This window comes from Serratia sp. GW822-FHT06D09 (assembly GCF_058799515.1).
This window is the reverse complement of the sequence record NZ_JBXALO010000003.1, coordinates 218,925-233,528: the sequence shown is the minus strand read 5'-3', so window position 1 is coordinate 233,528 and position 14,604 is coordinate 218,925. Positions and strand designations below refer to the sequence as shown.

General features: G+C 53.9%; 15 protein-coding genes. 7 read left to right on the top strand and 8 right to left on the bottom strand.

Annotated elements, in window-relative coordinates; genetic code table 11:
- The first annotated feature begins 21 nt into the window (after window positions 1–21).
- Both AC1RKG_RS08785 and AC1RKG_RS08780 read left to right on the top strand, forming a co-directional pair.
- The gene (locus tag AC1RKG_RS08785; protein WP_493182759.1) at window positions 22–1,053 is read left to right on the top strand and encodes a methionine synthase; all 1,032 of its coding nucleotides are present in this window, start codon (window positions 22–24) and stop codon (window positions 1,051–1,053) included.
- Between the two features lie 592 nt (window positions 1,054–1,645).
- Window positions 1,646–2,245, top strand: coding sequence for a hypothetical protein (locus AC1RKG_RS08780; RefSeq protein WP_130016407.1), 600 nt, complete (start codon window positions 1,646–1,648; stop codon window positions 2,243–2,245).
- Between the two features lie 33 nt (window positions 2,246–2,278).
- On the opposite strand, the gene AC1RKG_RS08775 is transcribed toward AC1RKG_RS08780, so the two are convergent.
- Complete coding sequence (locus AC1RKG_RS08775) at window positions 2,279–3,211, bottom strand: LysR family transcriptional regulator (protein ID WP_128865675.1); 933 nt, start codon at window positions 3,209–3,211, stop codon at window positions 2,279–2,281.
- Between the two features lie 144 nt (window positions 3,212–3,355).
- Here AC1RKG_RS08775 and AC1RKG_RS08770 point away from each other — a divergent pair, with 144 nt between their 5' ends.
- On the top strand, window positions 3,356–4,243 hold the full coding sequence (locus tag AC1RKG_RS08770) for an SDR family oxidoreductase (protein ID WP_493182757.1): 888 nt from the start codon (window positions 3,356–3,358) through the stop codon (window positions 4,241–4,243).
- A 249-nt stretch (window positions 4,244–4,492) separates the two neighbouring features.
- On the top strand, window positions 4,493–6,679 hold the full coding sequence (locus AC1RKG_RS08765) for a TonB-dependent siderophore receptor (RefSeq protein ID WP_493182755.1): 2,187 nt from the start codon (window positions 4,493–4,495) through the stop codon (window positions 6,677–6,679).
- Between the two features lie 53 nt (window positions 6,680–6,732).
- On the opposite strand, the gene AC1RKG_RS08760 is transcribed toward AC1RKG_RS08765, so the two are convergent.
- Both AC1RKG_RS08760 and AC1RKG_RS08755 read right to left on the bottom strand, forming a co-directional pair.
- The gene (locus tag AC1RKG_RS08760; protein ID WP_371078261.1) at window positions 6,733–7,182 is read right to left on the bottom strand and encodes a DMT family transporter; all 450 of its coding nucleotides are present in this window, start codon (window positions 7,180–7,182) and stop codon (window positions 6,733–6,735) included.
- Window positions 7,183–7,201: 19 nt separating this feature from the next.
- Window positions 7,202–7,720 carry a GNAT family N-acetyltransferase gene (locus tag AC1RKG_RS08755; RefSeq protein ID WP_187961644.1) on the bottom strand — a complete coding sequence of 173 codons (519 nt, stop codon included), beginning with the start codon at window positions 7,718–7,720 and terminating at the stop codon, window positions 7,202–7,204.
- Window positions 7,721–7,759: 39 nt separating this feature from the next.
- On the opposite strand from AC1RKG_RS08755, the gene AC1RKG_RS08750 reads away from it, so the two are divergent.
- Window positions 7,760–8,329 carry a helix-turn-helix domain-containing protein gene (locus AC1RKG_RS08750; RefSeq protein WP_493182752.1) on the top strand — a complete coding sequence of 190 codons (570 nt, stop codon included), beginning with the start codon at window positions 7,760–7,762 and terminating at the stop codon, window positions 8,327–8,329.
- A 33-nt stretch (window positions 8,330–8,362) separates the two neighbouring features.
- On the opposite strand, the gene AC1RKG_RS08745 is transcribed toward AC1RKG_RS08750, so the two are convergent.
- From AC1RKG_RS08745 to AC1RKG_RS08735, 3 genes are all read right to left on the bottom strand, one after another.
- Complete coding sequence (locus AC1RKG_RS08745) at window positions 8,363–8,650, bottom strand: DUF2623 family protein (protein ID WP_020827688.1); 288 nt, start codon at window positions 8,648–8,650, stop codon at window positions 8,363–8,365.
- Between the two features lie 156 nt (window positions 8,651–8,806).
- Entirely contained in the window at window positions 8,807–9,394 is a 588-nt protein-coding gene (locus AC1RKG_RS08740; RefSeq protein ID WP_493182751.1) for a nitroreductase family protein, read from the bottom strand.
- 87 nt (window positions 9,395–9,481) lie between these two features.
- Complete coding sequence (locus AC1RKG_RS08735) at window positions 9,482–10,363, bottom strand: LysR substrate-binding domain-containing protein (RefSeq protein ID WP_201896449.1); 882 nt, start codon at window positions 10,361–10,363, stop codon at window positions 9,482–9,484.
- 121 nt (window positions 10,364–10,484) lie between these two features.
- On the opposite strand from AC1RKG_RS08735, the gene AC1RKG_RS08730 reads away from it, so the two are divergent.
- Window positions 10,485–11,120 carry a flavodoxin family protein gene (locus tag AC1RKG_RS08730; RefSeq protein ID WP_493182748.1) on the top strand — a complete coding sequence of 212 codons (636 nt, stop codon included), beginning with the start codon at window positions 10,485–10,487 and terminating at the stop codon, window positions 11,118–11,120.
- A gap of 147 nt (window positions 11,121–11,267) precedes the next feature.
- Window positions 11,268–12,374: a glycosyltransferase family 9 protein gene (locus AC1RKG_RS08725; protein ID WP_115058486.1), complete on the top strand. Its 1,107-nt coding sequence runs from the start codon at window positions 11,268–11,270 to the stop codon at window positions 12,372–12,374.
- Here AC1RKG_RS08725 and AC1RKG_RS08720 read toward each other — a convergent pair.
- Together AC1RKG_RS08720 and AC1RKG_RS08715 are read right to left on the bottom strand one after the other, a co-directional pair.
- Window positions 12,355–13,530, bottom strand: a complete 1,176-nt coding sequence (locus AC1RKG_RS08720; RefSeq protein WP_493182747.1) for an O-antigen ligase family protein — start codon at window positions 13,528–13,530, stop codon at window positions 12,355–12,357. The genes AC1RKG_RS08725 and AC1RKG_RS08720 overlap by 20 nt on opposite strands.
- The gene (locus AC1RKG_RS08715) at window positions 13,508–14,416 is read right to left on the bottom strand and encodes a WaaZ-like lipopolysaccharide core biosynthesis protein (RefSeq protein ID WP_122079831.1); all 909 of its coding nucleotides are present in this window, start codon (window positions 14,414–14,416) and stop codon (window positions 13,508–13,510) included. The genes AC1RKG_RS08720 and AC1RKG_RS08715 overlap by 23 nt, the downstream gene beginning before the upstream one ends.
- Window positions 14,417–14,604: the final 188 nt, after the last annotated feature.

Below are 14,604 nucleotides of genomic sequence, written 5' to 3'. Positions count from 1 at the left end.
GAAAATAAAAGGTCATTTATTATGAAAATTTTGCTCCCAACTTCTACTGCCGGCAGTTTGCCGAAACCTTCCTGGCTTGCACAACCTGAGACACTTTGGTCACCGTGGAAACTGCAAGATGAGGAATTAATTGAGGGAAAACAAGATGCCCTGCGCTTGTCCCTGGAAGATCAACTGCGTGCAGGCATTGATATTGTCAGCGATGGCGAGCAAACGCGCCAACACTTTGTCACTACGTTTATCGAACACCTGAGCGGCGTTGATTTCGAGAAGCGTGAGGTGGTTAAAATCCGTAATCGCTACGATGCGAGCGTACCAACCGTGGTTGGCGCTGTGGCGCGTCAAAAACCCGTTTTTGTGGAAGATGCCAAGTTTTTACGTCAGCTGACCAAGCAACCCATCAAATGGGCCCTGCCAGGCCCGATGACCATGATCGATACGCTTTATGATAACCACTATAAGAGCCGCGAAAAACTGGCCTGGGAATTTGCCAAGATCCTCAATCAGGAAGCCAAAGAATTAGAGGCTGCGGGCGTCGATATTATCCAGTTTGATGAACCCGCCTTTAACGTTTTTTTTGATGAGGTGAACGATTGGGGGATCGCCGCCCTGGAAAGAGCCATTGAAGGGCTTAAATGTGAAACGGCGGTACATATCTGCTACGGCTATGGCATCAAGGCCAATACGGATTGGAAGAAGACGCTGGGGTCAGAGTGGAGACAATACGAAGAAGCGTTCCCCAAACTGCAAACGTCGAATATCGATATCATCTCGCTGGAATGTCATAACTCGCATGTTCCTATGGATCTGCTTGAACTGATCCGCGGTAAAAAAGTGATGGTCGGGGCCATTGACGTGGCGACCAACAGCATAGAAACCCCGGAGGAAGTGGCCAATACATTGCGCAAAGCCCTTCAGTTTGTCGATGCCGACAAACTCTACCCTTCGACCAACTGCGGCATGGCGCCTTTATCGCGTCGGGTAGCCACAGGCAAACTCAATGCCTTAAGCGCAGGTGCAGAGATCATCCGCAGAGAGCTTTCAGCAAAGTAACTTCGCCCAATATCCTGCTTTCGGCGGATAAATGTGCGAAGTGGTAAACCCTATTTGAGCCCGCTCAGGGAAACTTGAGCGGGCTTCGCGCATTTTTTCCGCCAACGTTGCTACACGTTGCATCGGTTTGCGCAGTGCTGCGCCTTTTAGTCTTTTCTCAACGCGACACACGTTCATCAATTAACTTCACCCTCACTATCGCCAGTAGAGTAAGTGCTATGAAATTTTTCAGACACCTTGTGCGTACGACAAATTTCGTACAATATACGGAGATAAGATGGGATTCAGGGACGTAAAAAAGCTCGCTATACGCTGTCTTCAGCAAGGCGCGTATGACCATGAGGTACGTGGCAACATCGATGTCAAGAATCTGTTCGCCACTGGTCAGGTTGATAAAAACGAGGTAATCGAACTTATCAGGAAAACTTCCGGAGACGCATATCAGTGCCGTCCACATCATCAGGATGCCGCTACTGACGTTCACATTCTTCAACCCTGGAAGTCCGGTTGCTGCTGGTACGTAAAATTTTATTTTATGGAACCCGACGTCATCTTTATCAGCGTGCACCAATAAATCGACAAGGAGTTCAAAGTGAAAATTGTTAAAGAAGGCGATACGCGTGCCGTTCTGTGTCACCACTGCGGGAAATCTATCGCGACTTATCGTTTACGCGATGTGGACTTCAGCGATCGGCGTGGCACGGTGAAGAATATTCTGGCCGCGGTCTGTAACCAGTGCGACTCCGTGGTCAGTGTCCCGGCTCAATCCACACCGCAAATTAAAAGCGAGTTTGAACAAAGCAAGTCGGCGCTGGAAGTCCGGGTTCCAGCGCACTATCTCGATATTCTTAACGTCGCCACGCAGAAAATAGATGCTTCACTGGGCGAAGATTTTCATAAGACGCTGATCTTGTATTACCTTCATGCTCTGACCACCGGCTACTATCATCAGGAAGGACTGAAAGCGCTGTTAGGCAGCGAGCTGGCAAATGCCAAGGCATCCAAACGGCTGTCAATGAAAGTCACTAAAAAACAGCTGGCTGAAGTCAATAGCCTAATGGAACAACAGAACCTGATGCGAAGCTCCGACGTAGTCAAAGCGGTGATCCTGAAAGTTTGTCAGGATATCGTGCAGGAGAAAAACCTGGGCGTGTTGCCGGAATTGCGCAACCTCGCCGCCGCCATTTCCTGAGAATTTTTCTGTCGCTGAAGTGCCTAACGAACCTCAGGCGCGCTCGGTCATGCTGCCATCTGGCCCCAGATTGTCAGTCAGGATCTTCAATAACGCGCGAACTTTCGGCAGCGCCTGCCGGCTCTTGAGCCAGGCCAGATTAATCGGTAATCCATCGGTTGCCAGATGAGGCAATACCTCCACCAGCGAACCCTCTGCAAGTTGCCGTTTCACCAACCAGGTAGGCAACTGCGCTATGCCGTGCCCGGCCAAAACCGCGGTAAGCTGCCCTTCTGCATCGCCGATAGCCACCCGCGCCGGTAACACCCTTTTCTCGCTGTTATTCGCCTGCACGCCGGCAAAATGCCAGGGGGTGAGCATACCGTTGCCTTCGCCGTAAACCACGCAGCTGTGATTATCCAAATCTTGTTCGTTGTTCGGCACGCCGCGCTTTTTCACATAGGCCGGTGAAGCGCAAAAAATATGCCGCTGCGCCCCCAGATAACAGTGTCCTAAAGTATTCGGCCAAATATCCGCGCCGCCGATACGCACAATAATATCGATCCCCTCTATCGCAGGATCGACAAAGCGGTCGGAAAACGAAATATGCGGCATTAACAGCGGATGATGCTCAATCAGCTTGAGGATCACCGGTAAAGCATGCAGACGACCGTAGGCGGCAGGAAGATCGATACGCACCCTTCCCCGTGGCTCGGCATTTTCGGCCTGCATGGCAAGCTCCGCCTCTTCCAGCTCGCCCAATACGCTGGTGCAGGTGCGGTAAAAGGTTTCCCCCGCGTCGGTCAGTGAGAGACGCCGCGTGGTCCGGTTAAACAAGCGAACCTGCAGCCGGCTTTCAAGACGGGCAATGCCTTTGCTGATGGCGGAACCGGTCAAATTCAGGCGTTCTGCGGCGGCCGTAAAGCTGCCCAGATCGGCTACGCAGACAAACAGATCGATACCTTTGAGTCGTTCGGAAGAAAACATAGCCCGTCACCATTAATGAATTTAATTCCATAAACTCGGTAATTTATAGCCTAAATAGGAAATTTATTCCCCGTAAACTCGATCTGGTAATACATCCTCAGGGCCAGGCCCGATTCAACCACAGACCATGACAAGGGTTTATTGATGAGCATAAACAAACCAAGGGTGCTGATTACCGGCGCCACCGGCCAGATAGGCGGCGATACTTTGCGTAACCTGCAGGCAGACACCACCATTGCGCTGGTGGCGGCGGTACGCTCCCCGAAAAAAGCCGAGCCTTTTACCGCTCAGGGCATCAGCACCGTTATTATGGATTTTGATCAAGAAGAAACGCTGGCGCCGGCGCTGCAGGGTATTGACCGCGCCTTTCTGGCGACCGGCTATACCGTCGACATGCTGCGCCAGAGCAAGGTGTTTCTCGATAAGGCGAAACAGGCCGGGGTGCAGCATATTGTGCACCTCGGTGCCTGCGGCCGCGACGACACCACCATTGCTCACTGGGCCTGGCATCAATTGATCGAACGTTATATTGAGGCATTGGGTTTCAGCTTTACGCATTTGCGGCCGGAGTGCTTTATGCAAAATCTGATCGGCTACGGTGGCATTCCCGCGGTGGTCAACGGCGTCATTCAGCAATACACCGGTGATGCTCCCTTCAGTTGGGTCGACGGCGAAGACGTCGCGCTGGCGGCAGCCTGTTCACTGCTGCACCCTGAACAGCATGCGGGCAAAACCTATCGACTGGGTTATGACGCCAAATCCTATGGCGAGATTGCGACCATGTTGACGGAAATACTGGGCCAGCCATTTCGCTATGAAGCGCTCGATTACCGGATTTTCCTGGAGAACATGCGGCAATCTGGCGCCGAAATGGCTTATATGAACTGCGTTGGCGACAATCTGCGCCGCATTGCCGAACGCGATATTCCCGGCGTTGAAGAAACCTTTGACAACTTCCCGACAATTGCCGGCAAAGAGCCGGTTCGTTGGCCAGAGTTTATCCGCAAACACCGGGCCGCTTTCGCCTATTAATTCCTTTTTTATCTGGCCCGTTTGGGGAAAACCAGGCGGGCTTTAGCTTTACATCTGCCCTGCGACACTTAGGCTCACCATCAGAAAAATTTTTTAAATATAAATTTATCAATCAGATAAAAACACACCCCGCCCGAAACGACATTGTGGAGATATTGTGAATTTGCACTTTCCTTACAATAAATGAGAATAGTTATCGTTATCATAATTATTCAATAATATTTGCACATACTTTCAGGGATAAGATGCATGATTTACACACACTCTTTCAAATTGAAACCAGGCGCGATTTTGCTGGCGGGATTAATTAGCGGGAGCGGCTATGCTGCCGATGATTTGGCAGCGGAAAGTGAGGAAATGGTAGTTTTGGCGCCGGCGGAAGAACAATTAAAACAGCAGCCTGGCGTTTCCATTATTACCGCCGAGGACATCGCCAAGGATCCGCCGGTCAACGATTTATCCGACATCATCCGCAAAATGCCCGGCGTGAACCTGACCGGCAACAGCGCCAGCGGCAGCCGTGGCAATAACCGCCAGATCGATATACGCGGCATGGGGCCGGAAAACACGCTGATTTTAATCGACGGCGTCCCCACCACGTCGCGCAATTCGGTTCGCTACAGCTGGCGCGGCGAAAGGGACACCCGCGGCGATACCAACTGGGTGCCGGCGGAAATGGTTGAGCGCATCGAAGTGCTGCGCGGGCCTGCGGCGGCGCGTTACGGTTCCGGTGCCGCCGGCGGCGTGATTAATATCATCACCAAACGCCCCACCAATGACTGGCATGGCAGCCTGTCGCTGTTTACCAATCAGCCTGAAAACGACAAGGAAGGCGCAACGAAACGCACCAACTTTAGCCTCAGCGGCCCGTTGGCCGGCGACGCGCTCACCATGCGCCTGTACGGCAACTTTAACAAGACCGACGCCGATGCGGCGGATATCAACACCGCGCAAAACGGTTCCTATGCTGCCGGTAGCGAAGGCGTACGCAACAAAGACGTCAACGCCCTGTTCTCGTGGAAAATGACCCCGACGCAGATCCTCGATTTTGAGCTGGGCTATAGCCGCCAGGGAAATATCTACGCCGGTGATACCCAGTACAGCAACGGTAATCTCAGCCCGAACGATCTGGTTTCGTCGCTGTACGGACAAGAAACCAACCGCCTGTATCGCCAGACTTACGGCATCACCCATAACGGCATCTGGGATTGGGGCCAGTCACGCGTCGGCGTTTACTACGAAAAAACCAACAATACCCGTCTTCAGGAAGGCTCTACCGGGCGTGTCGAAGGGATGATCAATAGCGACCAATTCAACACCAGTCGGCTGAAAAATGTCAGAACCACCGGTGAAGTGACGCTGCCGCTCAACCTGTGGTTCGAACAAACCATGACCCTGGGGGCAGAGTGGAACCGTGAGCAGCTCGACGATCCGGCCTCTATGCAGGTCACCGATGCCAGCGGCGTCACCATCGGCGATATCTCCGGCGATCCTTCCGGACGCAGCGCCAAAAACAGCGCGGAACTCAGCGCCCTGTACTTCGAAGATAATATCGAAGTCTTGCCCGGCACCCTACTGATCCCCGGCATGCGTTTTGATTATCACAGCAAATTCGGCAGCAACTGGAGCCCAAGCCTGAATGCCTCGCAGGAACTTGGCGACCATTTCAAACTGAAAGCCGGGATCGCCCGCGTCTTCAAAGCCCCAAACCTGTATCAGTCCAGCGAAGGCTACCTGCTGGCCACCCGCGGCAACGGCTGCCCGGACAACATTGCCACGGGGAGCTGCTACCTGATGGGCAATGCCGACTTGGATCCGGAAGTCAGCATCAACAAAGAAGTCGGCCTGGAGTTCACCTATGAAGGGTTCAACGCCGGTATTACCTATTTCCGTAACGATTATAAAAACAAAATCGTTTCCGGGACCGATCTGGTGGGCTACGCCTCTAACGGCTACAACATTCTGCGTTGGGAAAACGGCGGCAAGGCGGTAGTGGAAGGGCTTGAAGGCAACCTGGTGATACCGGTAGTGAAAGATCGGCTGAACTGGCGTACCAACGCCACCTATATGATCACATCGGAAAATAAGGATACCGGGAACCCGCTTTCCGTGATCCCGAAATACACCGTTAACACCATGCTGGATTATCAGGTAACCGACAAACTCTCGACCAACCTCACCTGGACATTCTATGGCCGTCAGAAACCCCGCGAATATGCCGAGATCCGTAATGAAGTCGGTTCGCTGGCGACCAATGAAGTGGGAGCTTACACCGTGGCTGCGATTGGCGTGAATTACGATCTGACCAAGGATCTGCGCCTGAATACCGGTATCAGTAACCTGTTCGATAAACAGCTGTACCGCGAGAACCAAGGGGCATCAACTTACAACGAACCTGGGCGCGCGTATTACGCCGGTATGACCCTGTCATTCTGATCGAATAAATAAGCAGGCCCGTTCGGGGGGAAACCGGGCGGGCTCTTTAGGCGTTAAAAACTTCTTCTGGCCACCAGAAAAGCACCAACCACCAGCAACACGGCCCCCAGCAGCGCGGGCAAATTTTCACGCATTGCCGCCGGCCCGGCCTTATAAATATCGGCCATCAATCCCGCCACCAACTGGCTGGCAACCAGTACGGCAATGGTGGTTGCCGCCCCCAGCTTCTGGTAACCCAAAATGCCGGAAAACACAAAAAACGATCCCAACAAGCCAGGCAACAACATCCACAACCGCAGGGAACCCGTGACTTCGGCCAGAGCCGTGACACCGTTTTTGGCAAACAGCAGGCCCATCAACAACACCAGGCCAACACTGGAGTTGATCACCAGCGTAATCAGCACCGTCGACACGCTCTCTGTAATGCGCACCATCAACAGGTTCTGAATGACCAGGCTGACCCCGGCCGCAACCAGCAGCAATAGCATGATATTCATAGAGATCCCGGTTTTCGCTGTGCCATTAGCGCTTTGGTGGGGCGTTGGCGTCGTCGAGCTTCAGCTGCAGGAAGGTCAAATCCAGCCATTTGCCAAACTTGGCACCCACTTCGCTCATGCGGCCGACCATCTCGAAGCCCAGATTAATGTGCAACTGCACAGACGCGTGGTTGCCGGACTCAATGCCCGCCACCATCACGTGTTTGCCGATCGCCCGCGCCTGCTCAATCAGCGCAATCAGCAGCGTTTTACCTACCCCGCCGCCGCGGCTGTCTCGCCGAACATACACCGAATGCTCGACGGTGTGTCGATAGCCGTCCCACGCCCGCCAATCGCCAAATGAGGCATAGCCCATCACCTCACCCGCTGCGTCAATCGCCACCAGCACCGGGTAGCCCATCCCCTGCCGTTCTGTTATCCACGCGGCGCGGTTTGCCTCGTCGACGCTAAGTTCATTCCAGATTGCCGTGGTGTTCAGCACGGCGTCGTTATAGATAGCGGCAATGCCTGCGCTATCGGTTATAGTCGCGTTACGGATAAGCATGTTGACCTCTTGGTTGACCGTCTACTATCATACTACGATATGGATAATAAATTAGACAACCTAAATCAGCGCATCGGCGCGAGGATCCGCATCGAACGTGAGGCACGCCATTGGTCGCTGTCCGATCTGGCGGAACGGGCCGGCGTTTCACGCGCGATGGTGCACAAAATTGAACGCGGCGACAGTAGCCCAACGGCGATGTTGCTGGGGCGGCTTTCCGGCGCGTTCGGTCTGAGCATGTCCAAACTGATCGCCCGGGCGGAAACGCAGGAAGGCCGGTTGATGCGTACGCAGGATCAACCGCTGTGGGTCGATCCCGACAGCGGCTACGTGCGCCGCCATGTGTCGCCGCAGTCGGATCTGCCGCTCGATCTGGTGCGCATTGAACTGCCCGCCGGGGCCGCGATCCCCATGCCGGCTTCGGCCTATGCCTTTATGCGGCAATTGATCTGGGTTTTGTCCGGCTCGCTGGTGTTTCAGGAAGGCGAAACCCGCCATGAAATGGACCAGGGCGATTGCCTGGAACTTGGCCCACCGACCGACTGCGTGTTCAAGAATGAAAGCGCTGAACTCTGCATCTATTTGGTGGTGGTGATGAACAAGGCCTGAGTCGCTCAGGCCAAAGCGTGGCGGTGCTTAAGGTTATCCTTCCCGGTTGTACCCCGCGCAGAAAAACTTTTCTGCCAGGCGGTTGCTGCCGCCGGTGAAGAACTCACTCATCATCTCGCCGTTAAGATCGTAAGCCCGGCAGAGCAAGCCGGCCTCGAACGCAGCCTGATTTTCGTCACCCAGGCTTTCCGCTAGGTGGTGCGCATAGCCCAATACAAAGCCACGTTTGTAGTCACAACAGAAACGGGACAGTTGCGCAGCAGGCTTGGCGTCCCGCGCGGCTAACCCGGCCATCAGCCCCTTACCGAAGTGATTGTCCATGTACCCTCCCCTAATTTTCAACAATCGCTATATAAAATATTATATAGCGATCATCGCACTCATGGACATACTCACAAAGTTTTACCTCATCTACGCAAGGCAATAAAAAAGCCCGCAGAGGGAACCCTGCGGGCCGATCAGTCTCAGAAAAAGCGATTACAGGGTAAAGTTCAGCCCTTCCACCACCGTCTGCTCCAGCGGCAAACGCCCTGAAGGGATCTCTTTTTGCTGCAGGAATTCAGGCAGCAGGGATTTGTCGCCCGCCTTGCCGATCGCCACCATGCCATGCACCTGATAGTTATCCGGCAGGTTGAGCGCAGCCTTGATTTTATCGTGGTGAACGCCGCCCATGCAGTGGGTCAGCCAGCCTTTCAGATGCGCCTGCAGCGCCAGATTGGCCCAGGCAGCACCGGTATCAAAGGAATGGCTTGGGTTATCCACTTCCTTCTCGCCGTTCAGGCTGGTCGTTTTCGAAATGATCACCACCAGCGCCGAAGCGTGCTGCGCCCAGCCGCGGTTGAATTCAATCAGGAAGTCCAGGTAGCTATCCCAACTGGCCGAACCGTGCTTGCTATAAGCGAAGCGCCACGGCTGGATGTTATACGCCGAAGGCGACCAGCGTGCCGCTTCGAAGAAGCTCAACAGGGTCGTATCGTCGATAGCATCATTCGCCAGCGCGCGCGGCGACCAGCGTTCAATAAACTGCGCATCAATCGGGTGATCGGAAACTCTTGGCTGGCTCATGGACATCTCTCTCATGGGAATGGAATACCAAATTTATCCAATATTCCCATGCCGCACGCCAGAAAAACTTTTATTTTGTGCTGTTCATCAGCCGCCAAGTTCCTGCTGTAGCCAGTCGAGGAATGCCCGTACCGGCGGGTGCCGTTCACGCCCGGGTACACACAACGCGGTGTAGGCCGCTCCCGGCACGCGAATATCCGGCCGATAGGGTACCAGCAAGCCATTACGCACCTGATCGGACACCATTACCGAGCTGGCCAGCACCAACCCCTGCCCGGCCACCGCCGCTTGCAGCGCATAATGCTCTTCGTCATAGGCCCGCAGCGTCGTGTGGCGCTGCCACCAATCGACCCCGGCAGCCAGGCACCAATCGCGCCAGCGGGTTTCGTAGAGGGTGGAATCCCGCCAGCGCACGGTGATCAAGGTTGGTGCAGGTTGCTCCGCCGCACAAAACCCCGGGGCGCCGTAAACGCCAAAACTCTCTTCCAGCCGCGCCGCCTGATACAACTGCGGGTAGTTTGCACTGCTGTAACGAATAGCGATGTCTACGCTGGCGTCCTGCTGCAGATCAATCACCTCAGCGCAGGCCTCCAGGCGTACCAAATAGTGCGGATAGGCCTGATAAAAACGCCCCAGGCGCGGTACCAACCACAGCGCCGCGAAGGAATGGGTAACGGAAACGCACAGCGACCCCGCACTGGGCGTTGGTCGCAGAGCATCCAGCACCGTTGCCACGTCGAGCAATGCGCCGTGCACTCCGGCGAACAAACGCTCGCCCTTTGGCGTCAACCGCACGCCCCGCGGTATCCGATCGAATAATGCAAAACCCAGCTGCTGCTCAAGCGCTTTTATCTGATGCGATACCGCCGTCGGCGTCACCGCCAACTCCAAAGCCGCCTGTTTAAAACTACGCAGCCGGGCGGCGGATTCAAAGGTGCGCAATGCGGTAACCGGCAGCGAGGCAAACATGGTCAGGGCTCCCTACAGATGAATTGAACTCATCCTGAAAGAATAGCCGTCATTTGTCACTACAGCTTTATTCACCCTAAATTGATTCTCGTGTTCTACACCCCCATCAATGGAGAACGACATGAATTCACCTCATCAGTCAAAACGACTTATCGTCCTGGTTGGCAGCCCACGTCGCGACGGCAACAGTGCAACCCTGGCGCAGGCCATCATGGCGGGTGCCGCGGAGGTCGGCACCGACGCCAGCCTGTTTTTTTTAGACGATTACATCAACGGTTTTTTGGTGGATGAGCGCCACGCCACCCCGCCTGCCGACCGTTATGGTGAACTGTTCCTTGAGCATTTTCTGCCGGCGGACGCTGCGGTGTTCTGCACCCCGCTTTACTGGTACGGCATGTCGGCGCAAACCAAAGCCTTTTTCGACCGCTCTTTCAGCTACTACTCCAGCGCCTACCCCGATGCGGAACAGGTGCATCAGCGTATGAGCGGCAAACGCATCGGGCTGGCGGTAGCCTCGGAGGAAACCTATCCCGGTGCCGCGATGGGGATTGTGCATCAAATTCAGGAGTTCAGCCGCTATTCGCATTCCGAATTCGTCGGGCTGGTTCATGGCGCGGGCAACAGCCGGGGCGAAATCAGCCGCGATCCGCGTAACCCGCTGCAAGCCGCCCGCGAGCTGGGGCGCGAGATATTCACTCGTCCCTATTCAGACTACCGAATGGATACGCCGCGCAGCCCGCAGGTTTGGCAAAACTGACGCCGCCCAGGGGCAGCCTTGCTGCCCCTTTATCAAGGTTGCGCAAGCATATGTAGCAAGATATTGCCGCCCATTGGCCCACCAGAACAAACGTCATATGATGCCAGGGTTCAGATCGGCATGCCCATCAACCCAAAGCGGAACAAGATGTCAAAACAGTGGAAAATAGCGGCGGCCAACCTTGGCCTGCGGATGTATACCCGGCTGGGTGGCAACTTTAAGGATAAGGCCCATTTTCAGCCTGAGCAGGTTTTTGAACGCATCGTGATTTTTTCCACCAGCGCCCTCGGCGACCTGATGTTTAACACGCCGGCGATCCGCGCGGTGCGTGAACGCTACCCGGCAGCAAACATCACCCTGATTTCCAGCCACAAGAACAAACAGTTGGTCGCGACCAGCCGCTGCTTTAATCAGGTTATTTATTGGGATCATAAAGCGAAAGACATGCTCGGTGTTATTCGCCAACTGCGCCAACACCGGCCTCAGTTGGCGATTATCCTGCACTCCAAATCCCCTTATGATGTGATGGTCGCCATTACTGCCGGTTGCCAATATGTCTTCAAAGACGCTTACGGTAATAAAGCCACCGGCATGGAGCCCTGGCTGTGTGGCGTGAGCCGCAGCACCGGCGGCCATCTGATTCAACGCAAGCTGGATCTGGTGGCTCAGTTGGGTTGCCAAAGCGACAACACCGAGATGTTTATTCCTGTCGAGTTTTCGCCAGTGGCTAAAGCCGCAGGAAAAATTTCGATCGGCTTGCAAATGGGCGCTTCTGAAACGCTGCGCTGCTGGCCGGTCGCGCAGTTTATTCGTCTGGCGAAACTGCTGCTGGCATCTTCGCCGCACCACCAGATTGAATTAATCGGCAGCCCCAAAGAACTGTCTATTGAACGGGCGTTTATGGCGGGGCTGACGGCAGCCGAGCAGTTGCGCGTGGTCAGCCATATTGGCAAAACCACCCTGCCGCAACTGCTGGCGGTGATGTCGAACATGCAGGTGCTGGTCACTGGCGACACCGGCCCACTGCACCTGGCCATCGCCCTGAAAACACCGACCGTCAGCCTGTTTGTTACCGCCAATCCACAGCACACCGGCCCCTATCAAAACAGTGAATTGCATCAGGTGATGTACGTCCCAGTGGATGAACAAAAGCTCAATGCCGCGCAACGCCAACAGCCGCTCAGCATCATCACTGAAAATGAGGTGTTTGAAAAAGTGACGAACGCGCTGAAAATTAGCGCGCCGGTGGGCTAATCAGCGGAGGCTGGGCAAAGACCATCGCCAGCGGGAACCAAAACAGGTACCAAAACTCGGCTGGGTTCGCGATGACAAACATGCCCTGTGAACAGTAGAAAATCAGCATAAACAGGTACAAAGCCGCTTCCAGGCGGCGACCGGCCCGGAGATGACGCACGGCCAGCTGTGTGCCAAACGTCAATAAAGCGGCAAACAGGCAAAACCCCACCAACCCGCCTTTGAGCAACGCTCCCAAATACAGGCTATGGGTAGTATGAATAAACTCGCCGGTGTAATTGGTAAAGGTCAGCTGCTTATCAAAGCCATAGCCAAAGAACGGTGCCTGTTCGACCAACGACAGGCTGTGCCGCCAGATGCTCATCCGCACAAAGCTCTGTTGATACAGCTCTTCAAAACGCGTAATCAACATTTCACCGATTGGTGAAAACAGCACTGCACCCACGGCAAATAACACCGCGGCCGCAATGGCCAGCAGCGATTTTTTATTCAGCGCCAGATAGGAGGTGGTTAACGCCAACGCCGTCAATAAGGCCATCAGGGGGCCGCGACTTTGGGTGAACACCATAAAAGCGAACAACAGCGGGATCGCTGACAGCGCCCTTTTCTTCCCGGTATCACGGAACACCATCAGGCTTAGAATGATGCCCAACGCCGCATAGCCGGCCAGGTCGATCACGTTGCGCGGGCCAGGGTTGGCTCCGGAGGTTTCTCGGAGAGTATAAATTTCCCGGAAATCAACGCACGCCAGATACAAACACAGCAGCGTGATGCCGGCGATCACGGCGCAAAGCAGCAGGTTGCGCTCCGGACTTTCCAATACGGTGACCAGCAAGGCCAGATAGAGCAGGATATAAACGCTGTGCGTCAGGGTAGATGCCGTATCATCCGACGTGCCGCCCCAAAGATTGCTGACGGCATAATAGGCAAGAAAGCAGGCTGCCAGCGCCATTCCCGCGCTTGCGGCACGCCGGTTAAGCCAGGCAGAGCGAACTCCGGGGCGTGTGGCCAGCGTCAGCAGAAAAAAGAATGCCGCGATGTGGAATAAATTATTGACCCGGGTAAAACCGCAAAAAATGGCGCTAAAAAAAGAAAAGGCCAGCATGGCGTAAAAAGAGAGTCGTTCGGTGAACTCAATTATTTTTGAAAAAATCATTACTATCAACCTTTTCAAAAATACCGGTATCTATTGCGCTGTTTAATGAAAAGTTTCTAATCACCATTTTTCTCATCTTCATTCTCTCACCGGCATGGCTAAATGCCGGAATAATCAGGTCATCGACCTTCTCCGGCAAAAATGTCGGCAACTTATTTTCATGAGTTTCATAAAAACGCGGCAAATTAAAATTATTCATATCCAGCCCGGCAATAAATAGCTGTTTAAACCCAAGAAAGGCAATGATCTGAAAAGCCCAATACACTACCGTGCCGGCATCAAAAACTCCGTGTCGAATATCGTGGCTGAAGGCGATGGTTTTGTTGCCAGGCGAGAAAAAAACGCTGCGGTCTTTGTGATAATGGTCCCACAATGCCGAGAGAGGAATTTGGGGACTGTAAATTTTGCAGCTTGCGTCCTCAACCACTGAAAACCGGCATTTCACGCCTGCCAAAGTGAAGCAATCAATAATTTTCGCCACGCCGTGAACCGTGGTAAAAAGGATTAAATCCGGCGCCTGAATAATGTTTTCGATAATATCCGGCCGCCGATCGATAAACCCCATATCGACAATCACATAAAACCGAAAGTTAACCTTTTGGCTCAGACTAAAAGCCCCATTGACCCCGATGGCCGGCATCTCAGGCAGTTCACTAAAGCGAATGGCGTTCACCGACGGCCCCGTAGCGGTCAATAATATGGGCCCCTTGCAGCTGTCTTTAACAGCTGACAGCGTCACTATAGGAACAGTCTGCTTTTTATAATGCAATTCGGCAATCTCGCCGCTGTCTGCACGTTCGATTTTTACGTAGGGCCAGAGATTTTCATTGTGCCGATAAGGCCGTGAATGAGAATAACGATACACCTGCTTAAGAAAACTGCCCATCGTATCCCTGCCCTGTAAAAATGTATTTGCGCCGAACAGAACTGTCCTGACCGCATTAGATTTATTGTAGGGCTGAGTATCTGAGCATTAATGAACATGGGCAATTATTGCATTTTGAATTCTTCGTAATGTTAACGAAAAGAGGTGTGTGGATTTGTTAACCGAGTTAAAAACCTGTAGGGAACGGT

Coding starts and splice junctions, on each gene's coding strand:
- AC1RKG_RS08730 (WP_493182748.1), top strand. CDS start 10,485: ATGAATTCACCTCATCAGTCAAAACGACTTATCGTCCTGGTTGGCAGC.
- AC1RKG_RS08755 (WP_187961644.1), bottom strand. CDS start 7,720: ATGCTTATCCGTAACGCGACTATAACCGATAGCGCAGGCATTGCCGCT.
- AC1RKG_RS08725 (WP_115058486.1), top strand. CDS start 11,268: ATGTCAAAACAGTGGAAAATAGCGGCGGCCAACCTTGGCCTGCGGATG.
- AC1RKG_RS08765 (WP_493182755.1), top strand. CDS start 4,493: ATGATTTACACACACTCTTTCAAATTGAAACCAGGCGCGATTTTGCTG.
- AC1RKG_RS08770 (WP_493182757.1), top strand. CDS start 3,356: ATGAGCATAAACAAACCAAGGGTGCTGATTACCGGCGCCACCGGCCAG.
- AC1RKG_RS08785 (WP_493182759.1), top strand. CDS start 22: ATGAAAATTTTGCTCCCAACTTCTACTGCCGGCAGTTTGCCGAAACCT.
- AC1RKG_RS08750 (WP_493182752.1), top strand. CDS start 7,760: ATGGATAATAAATTAGACAACCTAAATCAGCGCATCGGCGCGAGGATC.
- AC1RKG_RS08775 (WP_128865675.1), bottom strand. CDS start 3,211: ATGTTTTCTTCCGAACGACTCAAAGGTATCGATCTGTTTGTCTGCGTA.
- AC1RKG_RS08745 (WP_020827688.1), bottom strand. CDS start 8,650: ATGGACAATCACTTCGGTAAGGGGCTGATGGCCGGGTTAGCCGCGCGG.
- AC1RKG_RS08735 (WP_201896449.1), bottom strand. CDS start 10,363: ATGTTTGCCTCGCTGCCGGTTACCGCATTGCGCACCTTTGAATCCGCC.
- AC1RKG_RS08720 (WP_493182747.1), bottom strand. CDS start 13,530: ATGATTTTTTCAAAAATAATTGAGTTCACCGAACGACTCTCTTTTTAC.
- AC1RKG_RS08740 (WP_493182751.1), bottom strand. CDS start 9,394: ATGAGCCAGCCAAGAGTTTCCGATCACCCGATTGATGCGCAGTTTATT.
- AC1RKG_RS08715 (WP_122079831.1), bottom strand. CDS start 14,416: ATGGGCAGTTTTCTTAAGCAGGTGTATCGTTATTCTCATTCACGGCCT.